This is a genomic window from Streptomyces sp. NPDC059224, from assembly GCF_042754285.1.
Lineage (GTDB): Bacteria > Actinomycetota > Actinomycetes > Streptomycetales > Streptomycetaceae > Streptomyces.
Genome location: NZ_JBHZAN010000050.1, coordinates 36,285 through 54,138, shown reverse-complemented (window position 1 = coordinate 54,138; position 17,854 = coordinate 36,285). Strand labels below are relative to the sequence as shown.

General features: G+C 67.5%; 15 protein-coding genes and 4 pseudogenes. 11 read left to right on the top strand and 8 right to left on the bottom strand.

Annotated features, from left to right (window positions below; translation table 11 throughout):
- From ACFXI4_RS38945 to ACFXI4_RS38925, 5 genes are all read left to right on the top strand, one after another.
- Nucleotides 1-480: transposase (locus ACFXI4_RS38945; protein WP_385000668.1), on the top strand; the 480-nt coding region annotated here is incomplete at its 5' end.
- 461 nt (nucleotides 481-941) lie between these two features.
- Nucleotides 942-1,715: an SDR family oxidoreductase gene (locus ACFXI4_RS38940; RefSeq protein ID WP_385000665.1), complete on the top strand. Its 774-nt coding sequence runs from the start codon at nucleotides 942-944 to the stop codon at nucleotides 1,713-1,715.
- A 111-nt stretch (nucleotides 1,716-1,826) separates the two neighbouring features.
- On the top strand, nucleotides 1,827-2,579 hold the full coding sequence (locus ACFXI4_RS38935) for an SDR family NAD(P)-dependent oxidoreductase (RefSeq protein WP_385000661.1): 753 nt from the start codon (nucleotides 1,827-1,829) through the stop codon (nucleotides 2,577-2,579).
- A gap of 10 nt (nucleotides 2,580-2,589) precedes the next feature.
- The gene (locus ACFXI4_RS38930) at nucleotides 2,590-3,060 is read left to right on the top strand and encodes a hypothetical protein (RefSeq protein WP_385000659.1); all 471 of its coding nucleotides are present in this window, start codon (nucleotides 2,590-2,592) and stop codon (nucleotides 3,058-3,060) included.
- Nucleotides 3,061-3,120: 60 nt separating this feature from the next.
- Entirely contained in the window at nucleotides 3,121-3,951 is an 831-nt protein-coding gene (locus ACFXI4_RS38925; RefSeq protein WP_385000656.1) for an alpha/beta fold hydrolase, read from the top strand.
- A gap of 932 nt (nucleotides 3,952-4,883) precedes the next feature.
- Here ACFXI4_RS38925 and ACFXI4_RS38920 read toward each other — a convergent pair.
- A complete protein-coding gene (locus ACFXI4_RS38920) occupies nucleotides 4,884-6,296 on the bottom strand; it encodes an FAD-dependent oxidoreductase (protein WP_385000653.1) in 1,413 nt (470 codons plus the stop codon).
- Nucleotides 6,297-6,623: 327 nt separating this feature from the next.
- Here ACFXI4_RS38920 and ACFXI4_RS38915 point away from each other — a divergent pair.
- Nucleotides 6,624-6,839 (top strand): annotated as a pseudogene (locus ACFXI4_RS38915) (helix-turn-helix domain-containing protein); the annotation flags it as partial.
- Nucleotides 6,840-6,858: 19 nt separating this feature from the next.
- Nucleotides 6,859-7,128, top strand: coding sequence for a cytochrome P450 (locus tag ACFXI4_RS38910; protein ID WP_385000680.1), 270 nt, complete (start codon nucleotides 6,859-6,861; stop codon nucleotides 7,126-7,128).
- 206 nt (nucleotides 7,129-7,334) lie between these two features.
- Here ACFXI4_RS38910 and ACFXI4_RS38905 read toward each other — a convergent pair whose 3' ends face one another.
- Nucleotides 7,335-8,003 carry a TetR/AcrR family transcriptional regulator gene (locus ACFXI4_RS38905; protein ID WP_385000677.1) on the bottom strand — a complete coding sequence of 223 codons (669 nt, stop codon included), beginning with the start codon at nucleotides 8,001-8,003 and terminating at the stop codon, nucleotides 7,335-7,337.
- Nucleotides 8,004-8,376: 373 nt separating this feature from the next.
- Between ACFXI4_RS38905 and ACFXI4_RS38900 the strand changes: the two genes are divergently transcribed.
- Nucleotides 8,377-9,522 (top strand): acyl-CoA dehydrogenase family protein, encoded by a 1,146-nt coding sequence (locus ACFXI4_RS38900; RefSeq protein WP_385000650.1) that lies wholly within the window; start codon nucleotides 8,377-8,379, stop codon nucleotides 9,520-9,522.
- A gap of 11 nt (nucleotides 9,523-9,533) precedes the next feature.
- Nucleotides 9,534-10,421, top strand: coding sequence for a 3-hydroxybutyryl-CoA dehydrogenase (locus ACFXI4_RS38895; protein ID WP_385000647.1), 888 nt, complete (start codon nucleotides 9,534-9,536; stop codon nucleotides 10,419-10,421).
- A 443-nt stretch (nucleotides 10,422-10,864) separates the two neighbouring features.
- Here ACFXI4_RS38895 and ACFXI4_RS38890 read toward each other — a convergent pair.
- The 5 genes and pseudogenes from ACFXI4_RS38890 to ACFXI4_RS38870 form a co-directional block, all read right to left on the bottom strand.
- Nucleotides 10,865-11,056, bottom strand: a pseudogene (locus tag ACFXI4_RS38890) (transposase); the annotation flags it as partial.
- Between the two features lie 46 nt (nucleotides 11,057-11,102).
- Entirely contained in the window at nucleotides 11,103-11,711 is a 609-nt protein-coding gene (locus ACFXI4_RS38885; RefSeq protein WP_385000644.1) for a DUF1775 domain-containing protein, read from the bottom strand.
- A 127-nt stretch (nucleotides 11,712-11,838) separates the two neighbouring features.
- On the bottom strand, nucleotides 11,839-13,419 hold the full coding sequence (locus ACFXI4_RS38880) for a beta-propeller fold lactonase family protein (RefSeq protein ID WP_385000641.1): 1,581 nt from the start codon (nucleotides 13,417-13,419) through the stop codon (nucleotides 11,839-11,841).
- A gap of 109 nt (nucleotides 13,420-13,528) precedes the next feature.
- Complete coding sequence (locus ACFXI4_RS38875) at nucleotides 13,529-14,164, bottom strand: hypothetical protein (RefSeq protein ID WP_385000638.1); 636 nt, start codon at nucleotides 14,162-14,164, stop codon at nucleotides 13,529-13,531.
- Nucleotides 14,161-14,772 carry a sigma-70 family RNA polymerase sigma factor gene (locus tag ACFXI4_RS38870; RefSeq protein WP_385000635.1) on the bottom strand — a complete coding sequence of 204 codons (612 nt, stop codon included), beginning with the start codon at nucleotides 14,770-14,772 and terminating at the stop codon, nucleotides 14,161-14,163. Before ACFXI4_RS38870 ends, ACFXI4_RS38875 begins: the two co-directional genes overlap by 4 nt.
- Nucleotides 14,773-15,097: 325 nt before the next feature.
- Between ACFXI4_RS38870 and ACFXI4_RS38865 the strand changes: the two are divergent.
- A pseudogene (locus tag ACFXI4_RS38865) lies at nucleotides 15,098-15,856 on the top strand (SDR family NAD(P)-dependent oxidoreductase).
- Between the two features lie 106 nt (nucleotides 15,857-15,962).
- On the opposite strand, the pseudogene ACFXI4_RS38860 reads toward ACFXI4_RS38865, so the two are convergent.
- A pseudogene (locus tag ACFXI4_RS38860) lies at nucleotides 15,963-16,189 on the bottom strand (IS701 family transposase); the annotation flags it as partial.
- A 208-nt stretch (nucleotides 16,190-16,397) separates the two neighbouring features.
- Here ACFXI4_RS38860 and ACFXI4_RS38855 point away from each other — a divergent pair.
- Nucleotides 16,398-17,729: an IS701 family transposase gene (locus tag ACFXI4_RS38855; RefSeq protein WP_385000632.1), complete on the top strand. Its 1,332-nt coding sequence runs from the start codon at nucleotides 16,398-16,400 to the stop codon at nucleotides 17,727-17,729.
- Nucleotides 17,730-17,854 lie beyond the last annotated feature (125 nt).

Genomic DNA, 17,854 nt, shown 5'->3' with positions numbered 1-17,854 from the left:
GGCTGGCCGAAGGGGATGCGGCTGATCGTCCGCAAGGAACGGCCACACCCCGGCGCCCAGTTGAGGATCACGGACGCGGACGGCATGCGGATCACGTGCTTCGCGACCAACACCACCGGCCTGCCGATCGCCGAGCTCGAACTCCGTCACCGGCTCCGGGCCCGGGCCGAGGACCGAATCCGAGCCGCCCGGGCCACCGGCCTGCGCAACCTGCCCCTGCACCACACAGCCCAGAACAAGGTCTGGCTGGAGATCGTCCAGATCGCGCTCGACCTCCTGGCCTGGATGCCCATGCTCGCCCTGACCGACCAGGCCCGTCTTTGGGAGCCCCGCCGACTGCGGTTCCGCCTGTTCTCCGCGGCCGCCCAGCTCGTCACCACCGGCCGACGCCGCATCCTCCGCCTCGCCCGCCACTGGCCCTGGACCGGCGAGATATCCGCCGCCCTTGAACGACTTGCGCTCCTGCCGAACCCCGGCTGACCAGCTGATTCGCCTGTCCCTACAAGAAGAGGAACCAGCCCGGAGCAGTGGGACCCGGCGTCCACCCGAGGCGACACTCGGGCCCTCGGAATGCCCGCCATCAGCCACCGAAAGCGAAACGGTCCACCGACTCCGTCGGCGGACCGTCATGCAAGATCGAGGCTAGCAGTCCGGGATGCCAACCGGGCGGCCTCCTCGCGCCGCGCCCGGCTGCGGGGGAATTTGCCTGCTCCGGGGTGATGCGAGTCCGCAGAAATTCCTGCAGTTCAGCCTCCGATACGTGCTCACTTGTGCCTGCCACGTTAGCGCTGCGGGCAGTGCGGATCCCCGGCCGTGGGGGGCTATGCCGTACCCCCGGTAAAGCGCGCCCGGGGACGAAGCGTTCTCTTCCACGGCATCCGAACCGGTGGTGCTCTAGACGTGCCGCTAGCCCCCGGCCACCAGGCTGGTGAAGAAGCGAAATGGACAAGTACATATCTCGTTCGGAGATCTTCATGAATTCCTCGTCCTCGCATCGCAAGGTCGTCCTGGTGACCGGTGCGTCCAGTGGCATTGGCGAGGCGAGCGCCCGTCACCTTGCTGCCGCCGGACACCACGTCGTCCTCGGCGCCCGGCGCGTTGACCGCCTCATCCAACTGGTCAGTGAGCTCACCGAGGCCGGCCACGACGCCGAATACGCACAGCTGGATGTCACCGACTTCGAGAGCGTGAAAGCCTTTGTCGACGGCGCGCTGACCCGCCACGGGCGAGTCGATGTCCTGGTCAACAACGCCGGCGTGATGCCGCTGGCCCTCATGCAGGACCTGCGCGTCGACGAGTGGAACCAGATGATCGACGTTAACCTGCGCGGCGTACTGCACGGAATCGCAGCGGTCCTTCCCGGCATGCGCGAGCGCCAGTCCGGTCACATCATCAACGTCGCCTCCACCGCTGCACACCGCACGGACCCGACCGGGGTCGTCTACTGCGCAACCAAGTTCGCCGTTCGCGCTGTCTCCGACGGCCTGCGCCAGGAGACCACCGACCTCCGCGTCACTGTTGTCTGTCCAGGCCTCACCCACACCGAGCTGATCCATTCCGGAGGCGACGAGCAGGTACAGGGTGCGGTGCGCGCAGCACTCGATGCAGTTGGCATCAGCCCCTCGGCCATCGCCGAAGCCATCGGTTACGCCGTCGCCCAGCCAGCCAGTGTCAATGTCAACGAGATCATCGTCCAGGGCACCGCGCAGGTCTGACGTCGTGCCGACCGCTGCTGAAACACCACGCCCTCAGCATCCACAAGGGTCCAGATCGCTGATGCAGGCCGGACAAGACATCACACGCTCAGCAACAAGGAAGAAGCAGACATGACCCAGCAGTTTGCAGGCAAGTCGGCGCTCGTCACGGGTGGCGGCAGCGGCATAGGGCGGGCGTCCGCCCTGGCCCTCGCCATCGAAGGAGCACTGGTGACGGTCGCGGGCCGCACCGTGAAGACCCTGCAGGAGACCGTTCGTCTCATCGAGGCCTCCGGCGGGTCGGCCCGCTATGTGGTCGCTGACATGAGTGACGAGGCCCAGGTGGAAAAGGCTGTCCAGTCCGCTGTTGCGGACACCGGCCGCCTGGACATCAGCCTTAACAACGCGGGCTACGACGGCGAGCACCAGCTCACCCAGGACTACTCCACCGAGATGCTCGACCGTATGATCGCCATCAACGTGCGTGGCATGTTCCTGCCAATGAAGTACGAGCTGCGGCACATGGTGGCACAGGGCTCCGGCGTAATCGTGAACATGTCCTCCGGTGCGGGGCTGGTGGGCGTTCCGGGGTTTTCCGGCTATGGCGCCACCAAGGCCGCCGAGGTCGCCATGACCAAGAGCTCCGCGATCGAGGCCGCGACCCACGGCATCCGCATCAACGCCATCTGCCCCGGCCTGGTGGAAACCCCGATGATCGCGGACCTGCCACCGGACTACCGCAAGCAGCTCGACGCCGCCCACCCCCTGGGCCGCATCGCCCGCGCCGAGGAGATCGCCGATGCCGTGGTCTGGCTCGCCTCCGACAAGTCCAGCTTCGTCACCGGCATCGCCCTGCCCGTCGACGGCGGCTACACAGCCCCCTAACGAATCGATCGTGCTCAATGTCCACGACCACCCGCAGCTGCGCCCCGGGGCCCGCACCGGCGTGTGGTGCGCGACCAAGCTGGCCACCGACGCCGGCGGATGGCGGCAGATCAACCGCGGCGGGCACCCGATGATGTGGCCGATCTCCTGGCCCGGCGACACCGGCTTCACCGACCCCGCCAACACGCGGCATCCCTCCGGGGATCTCGCCGCCGCCGACCAGGTCGCCGCCGTCGTAGCAGCCACCGGGGCCTGCGCCGATCCAGAACGGCAAGACCGTAGCCCGGCAGCAGTTCCCGGATGTGCTGCCCTACGCCGTCGGAACCCCTGCCGGTACGGCTTCAACGGCCGCACCCTGGCCGACAACGCGTCCGAGGCGATGCTCTCGCTCGTGACCAACACGGCCGTGCCGTCCGGGCTCAAGCCGTCCGTCGCCCAACATCTGCGGACCGACCACTTCCCGTACATCGTGCCCGCGTGACCATCCCCTTCCGCACCATCGCGAAAACAACCCCACCGCAGGGACTTCGAAAGAGATGCCATGCCTTTCATAACCGTCGGCCAGGAGAACTGCGCGCCGATCGAGCTGTACTACGAAGACCATGGGACGGGCAGGCCCGTCGTACTCATCCACGGATTTCCGCTCAGCGGCCGGGCCTGGGAGCGGCAGGAACGTGCCCTGCTGGCGGCCGGGCGCCGGGTCATCACCTACGACCGTCGCGGCTTCGGCCGCTCGAGCCAGCCCACCACCGGCTACGACTACGACACCTTCGCCGCCGACCTCGACAAGCTCCTGACCGCCCTGGACCTGCGCGACATCGACATCGCCGGGCACTCCATGGGCGGCGGCGAGATCGCCCGCTACCTGGGCACCTACGGATCCGGGCGGGTCCGGCAGGCCGCGATCATCTCCGGGGTACCGCCGTACCTGCTCAAGACCCCGGAAACGCCTCATGGGGTGCCCCAGGAGGTCTTCGACCAGATCGCAGCGGCGCTGACCACGGACCGGCTGGCGTACTTCACCGAGTGGAACAAGAACTTCTTCAACCTCGATGAGACACTCGGCTCCCGGATCAGCGCCGAGGCTGTCCAGGACGCCTGGAACACCGCGGCCGGCGCCTCACCCACCGGAACCATCGCCTGCGTGGCCACCTGGCACACCGACTTCCGCGCCGATCTACCCAAGATCGACGTCCCGGTGCTAGTCCTCCACGGCACCGCCGACCGTATCCTGCCGATCGAGGCCTGCGGTCCGCGCTCCCACGAACTCATCGTCAACAGCAAGTACGTGGCCATCGAAGGCGCTGACCACGGCCTGTGCTGGACACACGCCGACGAAGTCAACGCCGAGTTGCTCCGGTTCTTCGACTGACCCGATCGGGCCGACGACCGGCAATCAGCAGATGCCACCGAGCCCCTCCCCCGATCCTTGGGCCCTCGTGGTCGTTGCAACACCCCAGCTCAGAGAAGTGGCTGGGGTGACCGTAACCCTGACTCGTGAGCGGGAGGTATATCTCCAGCTCACGAGTCGGGGTTACGGCAACTCGGAAGCTTGCCGGATCGTCGGGATCAACCGGCGGACCGGCAAGCGATGGCATCACGGTCACCACTCGCCGGCCTACGGCAAGCCGAAGCCGCCCATCACGGCAGAGGCCCCGGCGGCCGGCCTGTCGCGCTACCTCCGGGAGGTGCGCGGTCTGGAACCCCGCCGTCAAATGATCACGTGGGTCATGGGCACCGTGCCAGGCGCGGCAGCTGCAGGACGTCCAGGAAGCATCCGACGATCATCGTGGGCGGGTCATGGTGTGCAGGAGCCGAGGCGTGGTGGTCGGTACCTCCTGTGGCGCGCGCCGGCGAGGCTCCGCAGGTTCCGGGACGCCAGGGAGAAGAATTGAGGGCACGCACGAGAGCGTCGAGGGCCTGTTCGGAGGGCCGGACGTCACGTTCCTGCTCCATGCCCTGGCGGTGGTCCGCGTTCACCCCGGCCGGCAGAGCCAGAGCTTCCCGCCGCAGCCCGGCGATGCGCCGCCTCGGGCTGGGTTCCAGGCCGATGTCCGGGCACCAGCCGGGTCCGCAAAAACTCAATGAGAAGCAGAAGCAGGTAAACAGGGCGGCCGCGTAGCCGAGACCGCCCGGGGTGGGAACGCGCCCTGCTGGCACGGCTTCAGGAAGCAGCCCGCCGAACACAGTGCCGGCCCGGGCATCGACGGGGTGGTGGACCCAGCCCGGTGGAAGAGCTGGTCGGTGTCCGGCTGAGACGAATGGTTCGGTGGCCGTCAGCGGTCTGGGAGGCCGGACCTGCGGTCAGCGGTAGCTTGGCGGGTACTCGCTCTCGGGTACACCATTGATGCTCGCGGCGCGCAAGACGAGGTCGTGGTCGGTGAGCGAGGCAGGATGCTCTGTCATGAAGGCAACTGCGCGCAGGCGGGTCGCCACCTCGACGTCCGTGGCAGAGGCCGCGGTGACTTGTCGCACGGCCCAACCGCGCGTCCGCTCGGCGTCCGTGGCGGGCGCCGGGGCGAGCCCGAGCCGCACTGCGTCGGCGGCCGTCGACGTCTGCCAGGCGGCCTCAACGACCACTCTCTGAGCCGCTAGGAACTCCCACGCGGGCACGTCCGGATCAGGATCTGCACAGAGGTAGGCGGACAGGCAGGAAGCGTGCAGAGCGGCGGACGACATGCCCTGGCCGTACACGGGATTGAACGACGCGACGGCGTCGCCCACGACGGCCAGCCGGGCGGGGAACCGCTCGAGCCGCTCGAAGTGCCGCCACCTGCTGTCCGCGTGACGGTACGGTCGAACCTCTCCGAGTGGCCGGCCCTTGATCGCTTCCTGGAAGATCTCCGGCAGGACCCGGCACCACGCGGCGAAGTCCTCAGTCGTCGGCTCGCCCGCCCCGCTGCCGAAGAAGGCCAGCATCAGCGCCCACTGGTCATGCTCAATCGCATTGACGGCCGCCCCGGCCAACCCGCCGGACGCAAAGGCGGGGCTGTGGCGGAACACGCCGTTGAGTGGGCCGCGCCAGTCGGTGGCGCGAGAGAAACGGGCGGTCAGGTAGCGGATGTCGACCGGGATGCGGTCCATGAGCGGCGGCTCCCAGCCGTCCCGGGCCAGCCAGTTGGCCAGACGACTGGCTCGTCCGGTCGCGTCCACGACGAAATCGGCCGGCTGTATGTGCTCACCGGCCGACGCCGTGCGCCAGCGCACGGCCTTGACGGCGCCGTCCCCGTAGAGCAGGCCGGCAACCTGCCCGATCACATGCACCACGTTGTCCAGGGCCAGAACTCGTTGCCGCACAAGTGCTTCCAGGAACGGACGGCTGAAGGTCACCAAGTCCGTGTTCGGTGTGACGATCTGCTCGACCCCGTCCACGTAGGTGGCTGTCTGCTCCGGACGGCAGTGCACAGCGCCCGCGGCGACGGCCTGCGCGACGATGCCCGGGAAGAACCGTTCCAGCTGTGCGCGCCCTCCGGGCAGCAGGCCGTGGACCTGGTACCCCTGCGGAACCCCCGGCCGCCACTGGGCTCCATCCGTGGCGCTCGAACTGTCGCGTTCGATAATCAGAACACGGTCGGCATGGTCGGCCAGGACCCGCGCGGCCAGCAGGCCCGCGATGCCTCCGCCAAGGACGCATACCGTCCCGAGGAAGCGCCGGGGGTTCTCCGGTGCCGCCGTCGTGGCGAGCCGGGCGAAGACAGTTCTGGGGTCGGTGTGCACAGACGCTCCGTGGGTGTACAGGGGGTTACGGCGCCCCGGTGACGTCGGACCGTCGCCTGGGCAACGACTGGCACCGCACCGGTAAAACGCCCGAACCTTGTCCTCTGGGCGCAGCCGAGCGCCGCGCCACGGAAGGGACCTCTCAGTCGTCCGTTGCTCGCAACGCTGCCGGTCGGGCGGGTCGGTATGGCGGATCACCGGGCTCGGTCATCACTGCCGTGGCGCCATCGTAGGCTCTTCTGACAGAACGGCGGGGCGGCCAAAGGGGGCCTGTTGGACCCCCTTTGTGAGGGCCGTGGGCGAGCCACGAGTGTGGTTAGTGAGTGACTGGCAGACGCCGCATTCGCGCGCTTCGACGAGCGTGGATACGAGCAGACGACCGTCGACGACATCGCCGAGAGAGCGGGACTCGGGCGCACCACGTTCTTCCGGAACTACCGCTCCAAGGAAGACGTGATTTTCCCCGGCCATGACCGGCTCCTGGAGTTGATCAGAGATCGGCTGGCTACCTCGAGCCACAGCACCGCTCTGGTCGCCGTGTCAGGGCGCACAGTTGCTGCTGATGCTGTTGGGTAGCGGATCCGACCCGAAGGTCTTCCCCTGCGCGGAGCGCATGCGCCCCTATCGGCCGAACGTCCGTCACCACCTCGCATTCGATGCCGGCCGTCGCCGCTGTCCGGGCGCGTCCTTGGCTCGCGCAGAAGCAGCGGTGGCCTTGCAGGTAAGAGCCAGTCGACTGTCGGGAGTGCGTCTGGAGGACGGTGGGAGCGAGCCCCCGATGCTGGGTCTGCTGTCCTTCCGGGCTCCCCTCGACGTCACCGTCAGTCGGTGAAACCTGCGGCCTACGGGGTGATAGGCCGCTGCGCCATTACTCGCCGTCGACGGCGAGCGCAGCGGTGTGATGCACGCGCCCGACGCGGCTGATGGCATGCACTTCGTCAAACTTTGCCGTCTACCGCGCATGTCGTTGCCAGTCACAGCGATCGGCTCCAGCTCGGTAGACTCGCTACCAGCCTCGCGGGAGGGAACCGAGTTCCCTTAAATCTGATCCTGAGTGTCACGCGTGTGAGGGTGAGGCCATACGTCCTCGAGTTGCTGCACAACGCGCCACATTGGCGTGTCAGTGCGGGCCACGATGACGACAGATTCTGCGCCAGTGCCCCAGGTGCGGTGCACGAGATCGAGGGCCCTGTCCACGACCGCAACGGCATCCCCGGTACCTCCGGAGCGGAGCCAGGCACGCAGTCCGTAATTGTGGGCCGCCACTACCGCTGCGGCCGCCGTGCAGGCGCGGGCGCCACCATCGGGCAGTGTCGCAAAGCGGCGCTCCAGATACGAGGCCAGAGCCCGCTCGTATTGCCAGACGACCGAGATCTCGTGGTTCTTGAGAGCGGGCACACTGCGGGTCAGCGCGTAGCGTCGCACGGAGAAGTCCGGGTTGGCGGCATACATACGGACGACTAGCCGGGCTGCCCCGCACGCCCGCCCTATTGGATCGGGGTCGACAGAGCCCTGATTCAGGTAGTCGACCATCCCGGTGAGCGCTCGCTCATGATCCGGGAAAACCACTGCTTCCTTCGTCGGGAAGTAACGGAAGAAGGACCGTCGCCCCACGCCAGCTCGGCGCACGATGTCATGAATCGTCGTGGCGTCGTAGCCGAACTCGGCGAACAGGTCGAATGCTGCGGAGACGAGCTCCTCGCGGATCGATGACTGCTGCGCTTCCCCCTCTGTGGTCTCACGTCTCGCACGCTGCTGGGGCCGGCCGATCTGATCGCTCACAACAAGAACGTATACCCCCTTCCCTGCCGTGGCACTCAGTACGCATAATTAGGGTACTGAGTGCCGAGAGGTCCAGGTGCCTCTTACTCGCCTTCGACCTGTTCCAGATCGGACGAGCGAGCAGAGCCGCGCACCCTGCCGGTCGAGCACTCGAGGGTGTCAACCCCTCGCTGCTGCCGTCCCCGGGCCGGTCGGTGTGCTGCGCTGCTTGCCGCTTCCCCGCGCGGCAAGCACTCCTCCCCCTTCACACAGCGCCTTGCGGCACATGCCGCACCAACCCTGAACCAACGAGGAATCAATGGACAACTTCGACCTGTACCGCCCGTCCGAGGAGCACGACATGCTCCGTCACGCCGTCCGCTCGCTGGCGGAGGCGAAGATCGCACCGCACGCCGCCGCGGTCGACGAGGACTCACGCTTTCCGCAGGAGGCGCTGGAGGCCCTGGTCGCCAATGACCTGCACGCGGTGCACGTACCGGAGGAGTTCGGCGGCGGAGGCGCCGACGCGCTCGCCACCGTGATCGTGGTCGAGGAGGTGTCCCGCGTCTGCGCGTCCTCCTCCCTGATCCCGGCCGTGAACAAGCTGGGCTCGCTCCCGGTGATCCTCTCCGGCTCCGAGGACCTGAAGAAGAAGTACCTGTCGCCGCTCGCCAAGGGCGACGCGATGTTCTCGTACGCCCTCTCCGAGCCGGACGCCGGTTCCGACGCGGCCGGCATGAAGACCAAGGCCGTCCGCGACGGCGACCACTGGATCCTCAACGGCGTGAAGCGCTGGATCACCAACGCGGGCGAGTCCGAGTACTACACGGTCATGGCCGTCACGGACCCCTCGAAGGGCATCTCCGCCTTCGTCGTCGAGAAGTCCGACGAGGGCGTCTCCTTCGGCGCCCCGGAGAAGAAGCTCGGCATCAAGGGCTCCCCGACCCGCGAGGTCTACCTCGACAACGTCCGCATCCCCGCCGACCGCATGATCGGCGAGGAGGGCACCGGCTTCGCCACCGCCATGAAGACCCTGGACCACACCCGCATCACCATCGCCGCCCAGGCCCTCGGCATCGCCCAGGGCGCCCTCGACTACGCCAAGGGCTACGTCCAGGAACGCAAGCAGTTCGGCAAGGCCATCGCCGACTTCCAGGGCATCCAGTTCATGCTCGCCGACATGGCCATGAAGATCTCCGCCGCCCGCGCCCTGACCTACCAGGCCGCCGCCGCCTCCGAGCGCGGGGACGCCGACCTGACCTACCTGGGCGCCGCGGCCAAGTGCTTCGCCTCGGACGTGGCGATGGAGGTCACCACGGACGCCGTCCAGCTCCTCGGCGGGTACGGCTACACCCGGGACTACCCGGTGGAGCGCATGATGCGCGACGCGAAGATCACGCAGATATACGAAGGCACGAACCAGGTGCAGCGCATCGTCATGGCCCGCAATCTGCCCGCCATCTGAGGAGTTTGACCATGCCAACACAGGCAACTGACGTGGACGCAGTAGGCGTAGTGGGCTGCGGGCTCATGGGTTCGGGAATCGCGGAGCTGTGTGCCCGGAAGGGTCTCGACACACTGGTCTACGAAGCCAACGCAAGGGCTCTCGAAGCCGGAATGAGCAGGATCGAGAGTTCCCTGTCGCGTGCTGTGGAGCGGGGCAAGCTGACGTCGGATGACCGCGACGCAGCACTACAGCGCATTTCCTTCACGACGGACATCGCGGACTTCACCGACCGCGACCTGGCGATCGAGGCGGTACCCGAAGACGAAGCGCTCAAGCTGCGCGTGTTCGCCGATCTCGACAAGGCACTGGCCCGTCCCGAGGCTCTGATCACGTCGAACACGTCCTCCATCCCCATCATGAAGCTCACCGCCGCCACCAATCGCCCCGGCCAAGTGGTAGGGCTGCATTTCTTCAATCCCGTGCCCGTCCTCGACCTGGTGGAACTGGTCCCTTCTCTGGTGACCAGCGACTCAGCTTGGGAACGCCTGCGCGCCTTCGTGACAGACACCCTGAACCGGCATGTGATTGTTTCCCAAGATCGGGCGGGATTCGTCGTCAACTCCCTGCTGGTCCCCTACATTGTCTCGGCCATCCGCATGTTCGAGTCGGGCTTCGCGACCGCCAACGACATCGACGAGGGCATGGTCCACGGCTGTGCCCACCCCATGGGCCCACTGCGGCTGGCCGACCACATAGGCCTCGACACAACTCTCGCTGTGACCGAATCGCTGTATGCAGAGTTCCGCGAGCCCCACCTGGCTCCGCCGGCGCTGTTGTCACGGATGGTGCAGGCAGGCCACCTGGGCCGCAAGACCGGCAAGGGCTTCTACAAGTACCTGAGTGGTAAGGCCGCGTAGCGGAATCCGCCAACGACAGCTAACACGCGCTGAAAGACGAGGACCGTAATCAACCTCCACCGCGCGTCAACCACTCAGTCTCCGTCCGCGGAGAGGGGCTCCGCTGCGGCCGCGCAGTCCACGCTCGGCCGTAGGGGAACCGGTTATCGCGAGGCAGATCATGGCTTCCGGGCGTGCGCAAGGATTTCGTAGTCGCGTGCCAGGCGGCGGTAGAGCATGAGTTAGCGGTAGGTGCGCGCGACCGTCCAGCGTCTCGGGATCAAGGTGGATCACTCGGTCCCAAGAGTGCGCTGGACGATCGCGAGGGTCGATGCCGAGGGTGGCGGCCTGCTCGACGAAGTACTTGCGACAACCGCCGTCGCCCCAGACTGCGCGGTCGTGGGTGGGCGACGGCGATCTGGCTGACTGAGCGTTTGGTCCGGTGATTCGTGTTTGGTCCCGGGTCAGGTTCCGCGCCAGTTCGGGGTGGCTTCGCCGGTGAGTCTGCGGGCCATGAGGTCGATCATCGCGAGGTGGATCATGGCTTCGGAGCGGTGCGGGTGTCTCTCGTAGTCGCGGGCGAGGCGTCGGTGGTGTATGAGCCAGCCGATGCTGCGCTCGATGGCCCACCGTCTCGGGTTGATCGTGAACCCGCGGGCGCCGGTCCGCTCGCGGCATGGTCTTTCCTCAACGTTGTTGCATTCACGCTCTGTTGGGAGGCGTCCTGCGTCGTATGGCGACCACGGCGCCTGCGCCCAGGACGGCGGCGCCGGCGACAGTCCACGGGAGCCACGACGCCCCGCCCGCGGCTTCTTCTTGAGTGGCCACCACTGATGCAGGCGATGCCGCGGCAGTCGGCGCCGGCTTCGCGGTTGCTTGCTGGCGGATCTCCTCGGTCTGGGCAGCGACGGCATCCAGAACGAGTACGGGGGCAGGAAAGTCCGGCATCTTGGTACCTGCCTGCCGCTCGTTCCAGTCCGCGACCGACCCGTCCGAGTATGTCTGGGCCACGTCGAAGGCGATGCTCGCCTTCTTCGGGAGCGGCCCCACCCGTACCTCGAAGTACCGGTGTTCGTCGGGTTTGAGCTCGTGGCCCGCCGTGGCTGTCCACATGATCTGGGTCGCTCCGCCGGCAGGAGACGGAATTTCCTTGCGAGTCCAGCCGGAGGCCGGCGGAATGCCGGTGGACGCGACTCCCTTGGGGAGGGTGACGTCGACGCGGACAGTGGTCGCGTCCGCCTTCTCGGAGGGCACTCGGAACCGGAGTGCAGCCGGGCTTCCTTCCTTGGCGCCGTCGGCAAAGACCCGCACGTGTGCCGAGGCCGGCCCCGCCAGAAGGAACAGTGCTCCTGCGGCAGTTCCCAGCACTGCCGCCGCCCGGTGTGTGCGCCGGCTGGAGCGGATGCGAGGTGGGCGTGTCATGGTGGCGTGGGGCCTTTCAGCAGCAGTCGCAGTACAGAAGGTCGGCAGCCTCGACGGTGCTGTCCGAGCCGGGGTGCATGGAAGCGACCCCGGACGACATCCGAGCCAGCGTCTGTGCGGTGGCCTTGCCCTGAGAGGTGAGGGAGACGCTCACACCGGTGAAGTCGGCGAAAGCCAGGACCTGGGGGGCGTTGCCCGCAGCGTCCGCGGTGAACGACAGGAGGCGGATCTTGCTGCCGTCCTTCTGGACCGAGTAGGCCTGATAGGTGGTGGTCGGCTGAAGGCCGCGGGCTTGGAGCTGAATCATGTCGAGCCCGCTGACCGGTCGGATGGTGGCTTCCAGCTGACGGCCCTTGCCACCGGGGCGCATGGTCTCGCCCGCCGTTCCGTCGGGCAGGGTGGTGGGCACGTTGCGGGGTGCATCCCCCAGGCCCTGCCGGCCGAGGTTGGCGGCGGATCCTACGGGCGCCGCGTTGGGCACGTACACCAGGGCCTGCGGTTCCTGGCCGACACCGACCGCGCCGATGACCTTGTTGGTGGCGGTGTCGATCACGTCCACGGCGTCGGACTTCTCCATGCCCACGTACATACGGGTGCCGTCTCCGCTGGGCCACACGCCGTGCGGTGCATGACCGGTGTCGTGGATGCGGGTCACCAGCTGGGGCGTGCCGCCGGGACTGCGGCGGTAGACGAGGGTCTCATCGAGGCCGCCCACGGTCAGGTAGGCGAACGAGCCGTTCTTCGTGTTGGCGAAGTTGGGGTGGTTGGTGTCCGGACCGGTCTTCAGCACGGCCGCGACCTTCCGGTGTTCGAGGTCCACGACGCTGGCCAGGCCGACGCGCTTGTGCGCGGCCCACAGCTCCGTGCCGTCGGGTGAGATCGCCTCGTCGGAGGAGAAGGTGTCGCCGAGGCCCTTGATGTTGTAGAGGACCTTGTGGGTGCGCACGTCAACAACGGTGATCTCGGCCGCGCTGATGTGGTTGACGTAGGCGGTCCTGCCGTCGGGGCTGAGGACGACCTTGGAGGGCCCGGGGCCGACGTTGATGTTCCTGATCACACCGCCGTGCACCGCGTCGACGACGGTGACGGTGTCCCGGCCGCGGTCGGCGACCCAGAACTGCTTGCCGTCCGCGGTGAAGGTGCCCTCGTGCGAGGCACGGCCGACGTCGGTCTCGTTGATCACCTTGTTGGTGGCGGTGTCGATGATGTCGACCGTGTTGCTGGTGACGCTCACGACGCCCAGGCGCTTGTCGTCACGGGAGAAGGCCAGACCGTGCACGCCGACGTTGTCGGTGTACTGCGGGCTGAGTGTGGCGCCCAGGCGCTGCGCGCCGAGGGCGATCGTGCCGAGCGTCTTGTTGGTGGACGGGTCGATGACCGTGACCGTGTTGGAGGTCTGGTCTGCGGTGTAGACGCGGTCGCGGCCCGAAATCGGCAACGGCACCGATGTGCCGTCACCCGCGGCGGCCTTCGCTGAGCTGTGCCGGGCGGAGGCCGAGGGCGTGTCGGCCTGGGCGATGCTCACCGCTCCGATGGCTGCGGCACCGACGCCGGTCAGCACCGCGGCGGCACGCGCGGCCCTTTTGATCGAAATCACTGACAAACCTCCATTATAAGGTGCGCCCGCTGGGCGCGTCGAGGAGGGGCCAGGCATGTTGCCGGCCCTGATTCGGGTGGTCGATGACGGGGTGGGAACTGGCCCCGTGTCAGGAGTTGCGGTGTGGTCCCACTGCGGCCTGGGCAACGAAGTGCCCGTCCGCGTCCTGGACGTACAGCGTGGTGATGGTGTCCTTGCGCATGGCGGTGGTCAGGTGGACGCGCATGGGGCCGTCGCTCGGCCCACTCGGCTGCACACTGCCGGCCTGCACTCGGTCACCACGGGAATTGCCTGTCATCAGCCGGTAGGTGGTGCCGTCCCGCAGCCCGGACAGCGACACGGGGATCTCGGTGCCCCAGGGGTGCGAGATCATCTCACCGTCCTGGGCGACTTGAACCGCGGCGACGGAAGTGCGGGTGTCATTGCCGGAGGTTGCCACGACCGTCACGAAAGCCGCGCACGCCGCCAGCACCAGAGATGCGATTCCGGCCGCCATCCGGCGGCGGATGCGCCCCCGCTTCTGCGACAGGACACCGGCTGATGCCCGGCCAGCGTCGGGAAGGGCGGACGGGACACGGAGGGAGTCCGCACGCTCGAAGGTCCGCACCACCCGGCGCACTCCTTCTGCTTCCTCGGAGCACCCCTCGCACGACGCCACGTGGCGGGCCAGCGGAGCGGGCAACGGCTTGCCCAGCAGCAGGAGTTCGGTGACCTCCTCGCGGATCGCGGTGCAGAAGTCGTTCATGGTGCCAGCCATCCGTTCTGGTCGAGAATGCCGCGCAGCGCACGGATGCCGTGGTAGAGGCGGCTGCGGGTGCTGGAAGCCGGGATGCCCAGCTCGTCGGCCAGGTCGGCGCAGGTCCTGCCCAGGAAGTACACCTCGATGATCACTTCCCGGTGCTCGGGGCTCAGCCGGTCCAGCGCCTCACGCAGCTCTATGCGTGCAAGCAACTGGTCGTACGGGTCGACCTCGGCAGCCGCCTGCTCCCGCTCCGCTTCCTCCGCATGGGCCACGGCCGGCCGGATCCCACGACGCCGGTGCGCGTCCACGACCGCGTTGCGGGCAATCGCGTACAGCCAGGTCCGCAGGCTGCTCCGCCTGCTGTCGAAGGAATCCGAGGCGCGCCAGGCCCGCAGGAACACTTCCTGCACGACCTCTTCCGCCAGCTGAGCGTCACCAAGTTGGTTATGGGCGAAGCCCAGGAGCTCTCCGCCATACTCGCTGTAGGCGGCTCGCACCCCGGCTTCACTATTCAATGACGGGTCTTCTGCATTTCTCCGCCAGACGCGCCATGTCCGGACGCCCACTACGAGCACCTGCCGTTCCCGGCATGCCACGCGTTCATCCAGCATCCTCCGATCCGGCCTTGCTCGATTGCGCGAGGGGATACGCAGCCGAAGAAAGCAGCGTTGTCACCCAGGTGTGTGCCCTGAGTCACGTCTTAAGGATGAGAGGTCACCGCGTGATCGCTGGACCGCTCGATCCGGCATGCGTGGCATAGCGACTGCTGCACTGGGATGCGACACCAAGGCAAAGATGCGCGGCCTGCGGGATGACTGCACGTTCCTCGCGCGCGAGGTCATCCCCTGAGGTAGCACTCGGCGCCAAGGTCGCGTACTTCAACAGCCCGGACGGCACGGATCTGAAGACCATCCAGCCTCACGGCGAATCCGTGCGCTGCCCCGGCGTCAGTTCACGCAGGTGGTCACCGGCTCCACCCAGGGCATCGGATACGCCATCGCCGTCGGCCTCGCCCGCGCCGGAGCCCGGGTCGCCGTCAACGGCCGGGGCGCGGAGCGCGTCACGGACGCGGTGGACCGGATGCGGGTCGACTCCGGCGACGACGTCGTCGCCACCGCGGGTGGCCGTGCTGGAGGCCGTCCCCTCGGTCGACATCCTGGTCAACAACCTCGGCATCTTCGGCTCCGCCGCCCCGCTGGAGATCGATGACGCCGAGTGGCGCCGCTACTTCGAGGCGAACGTCCTCTCCGCCATCCGGCTCATCCGCGCTTATCTACCCGCCATGACGGAACGGGGCTGGGTCGCATCCTCAATCTCGCCAGCGACTCGGCCGTGGTCATCCCCGCCGAGATGATCCATTACGGCATGACCAAGACCTCGCTACTCGCCGTCAGCCGCGGCTTCGCCAATGAGGCCGCCAGCACGGGCGTGACCGTCAACTCCGTCATCGCCAGCCCGACGCACACAGGCGGCGTCGAAGACTTCGTCCGTGAGTTGGTCGGTGACGAGCCGCCCTGGGACGCGGCACAGCGCGAGTTCATGATCAAGCACCGCCCGCAGTCCCTGATCCAGCGCCTCATCGAGCCCGAGGAGATCGCCCACATGGTCGTCTACCTCGCCTCGTCCTACGCGTCCGCGACCACCGGGGGCGCCCTGCGCGTCGACGGCGGCTACGTCGACTCGATCCTGCCCTGAGCAACCGGCAACCGTCGGCTCCCGGCTCCAACGCCTGTGTCGGCCGGGGCGTCCTTCGCTCACGCTGAAGATGCCCCGGCCACTGGTCATTTCTCCGGCGCACGACATCGCGAGCAAGCGCCGGTAGCAACCGGTGGATGCGATCAGGACCCACGTGCCCGGCTTCCTCGCCCAGCGTCCAGCCGTATTCCGCTCCAGCGGAGCGACCAGGCCTCGCATGTAAGCCAGCGCAGACTGGCGCGGCTCCTCCCGGTTAAACCGGTGGATGAACCGCTCGTGCAGAGCGTCCAGTTCACCCGCCCACAGCCTGACATCGTCAAGGTCCCCACCCATAACCACACCAACGACCGACCTGGCCCCAGTCACGACAAGCACCGTTGCAGTACTAATACTCCAGCAGCACTTTGACGTTTTCCCTGTTCAGGGGCAGTTTGGGTGAGTGTAGAGGGCTGATGACCGGCCTGTGTTGTCTTTCCCGGGCCGCCCCTCGATCGTGTGCAGCCGCCGCTGATAGTGACAGTGGTCCGGGCAGCCTCCCGGCGTGATCGACGAGCGTGCAGTTGAGATCTGGAACTACGAGCTCGAGGAACTGTTCCTGCGTACCGGCCACCGCTTCAAGCGTGTCGAGCCGCGTCGCCGGATGCGTGACTACATCCGTGGACTGCTGGGCCCGGTCGGCCGCAAGAACGGCTGGCAACTGGCCGAATACGCCGGACACCGCACACCCGACCGCCTCCAGCGGCTCCTCAACGGCGCCCGCTGGGACGCCGATGAACTCCGCGATGACCTGCAGCACTACGTAGCCGAACGACTTGGCGAACCAGACGGAATCCTCATCCTCGACGACACCGGCTTCCTCAAAAAGGGCACCACCTCCGCCGGCGTCCAGCGCCAATACTCCGGCACCGCTGGCCGCACCGAAAACTGCCAGATCGGCGTGTTCGCCGCCTACGCCACCACCCGCGGACGCGCCCTGGTGGACCGCGAGTTGTACCTGCCCAAGTCCTGGACCGACGACCGCGACCGCTGCCAAGCGGCCCACATCCCCGACGAGCGGACCTTCGCCACCAAGCCCGACCTGGCCAAGACCATGGTGCTGCGCGCGATCGCGTCACCGCTGCCGATCGCCTGGGTGACCGCAGACTCGGCCTACGGCCAGGAACACCGGCTGCGCCGCATGATGGTGCTGCGCGCGATCGCGTCACCGCTGCCGATCGCCTGGGTGACCGCAGACTCGGCCTACGGCCAGGAACACCGGCTGCGCCGCATGCTGGAGGAGACCGGCCTGGGATATGTACTCGCCGTCCCCAAGTCCCAGCAAGTGCCCCACTTCGGACGCATCGACCATCTCTTCTCGCAGGCACCAGGCGAAGCCTGGGAGAGACACTCGTGCGGCGACGGCGCCAAAGGCCCGCGCATCTACCACTGGGCCGCCCTGCAGATCACCTCCATCGAGGACTTCGACGGCGAGATGCCCACCCACCAGCGGTGGGCACTGGCACGCCGCAGCATCAGCAAGCCCGAAGAGATCGCCCACTACCTGGCGCACGCACCGCTAGGCACCACCATCGAGCACCTGGTCCGCGTCGCCGGGACGCGCTGGGCCATCGAGGAAGCCTTCCAGGCCGCGAAGAACGAATGCGGCCTCGACCAGTACGAAGTCCGCCGCTACACCGGCTGGATGAGGCACATCACCCTAGCCATACTGGCGCATGCCTTCCTCGCCGTCATGGCCGCCGACGCCGCAGCAAAAGGGGCAGCAGAAACGGTTCCTGCCTCGCGCCCCTCACCGTGGCAGAAGTCCGGCGGCTCCTGGCAACTTGCCACCCACCCCTCGCCGCTGGCCAGCCCTTCCACAGCGCACGCGCGCTGAGATGGTCACACTGGCGCAGACGACGCCAAGCCGTCGCCCGCCACTGTCACTATCAGCGGCGGCTGCACACGATCGAGGGGCGGCCCGGGAAAGACAACACAGGCCGGTCATCAGCCCTCTACACT

Bases quoted from the DNA above. Each gene is read 5' to 3' on its own strand.
- ACFXI4_RS38895 (WP_385000647.1), top strand. From the start codon at position 9,534: ATGCCAACACAGGCAACTGACGTGGACGCAGTAGGCGTAGTGGGCTGC.
- ACFXI4_RS38910 (WP_385000680.1), top strand. From the start codon at position 6,859: ATGCTGTTGGGTAGCGGATCCGACCCGAAGGTCTTCCCCTGCGCGGAG.
- ACFXI4_RS38900 (WP_385000650.1), top strand. From the start codon at position 8,377: ATGGACAACTTCGACCTGTACCGCCCGTCCGAGGAGCACGACATGCTC.
- ACFXI4_RS38940 (WP_385000665.1), top strand. From the start codon at position 942: ATGGACAAGTACATATCTCGTTCGGAGATCTTCATGAATTCCTCGTCC.
- ACFXI4_RS38875 (WP_385000638.1), bottom strand. From the start codon at position 14,164: ATGAACGACTTCTGCACCGCGATCCGCGAGGAGGTCACCGAACTCCTG.
- ACFXI4_RS38935 (WP_385000661.1), top strand. From the start codon at position 1,827: ATGACCCAGCAGTTTGCAGGCAAGTCGGCGCTCGTCACGGGTGGCGGC.
- ACFXI4_RS38870 (WP_385000635.1), bottom strand. From the start codon at position 14,772: ATGCTGGATGAACGCGTGGCATGCCGGGAACGGCAGGTGCTCGTAGTG.
- ACFXI4_RS38925 (WP_385000656.1), top strand. From the start codon at position 3,121: ATGCCTTTCATAACCGTCGGCCAGGAGAACTGCGCGCCGATCGAGCTG.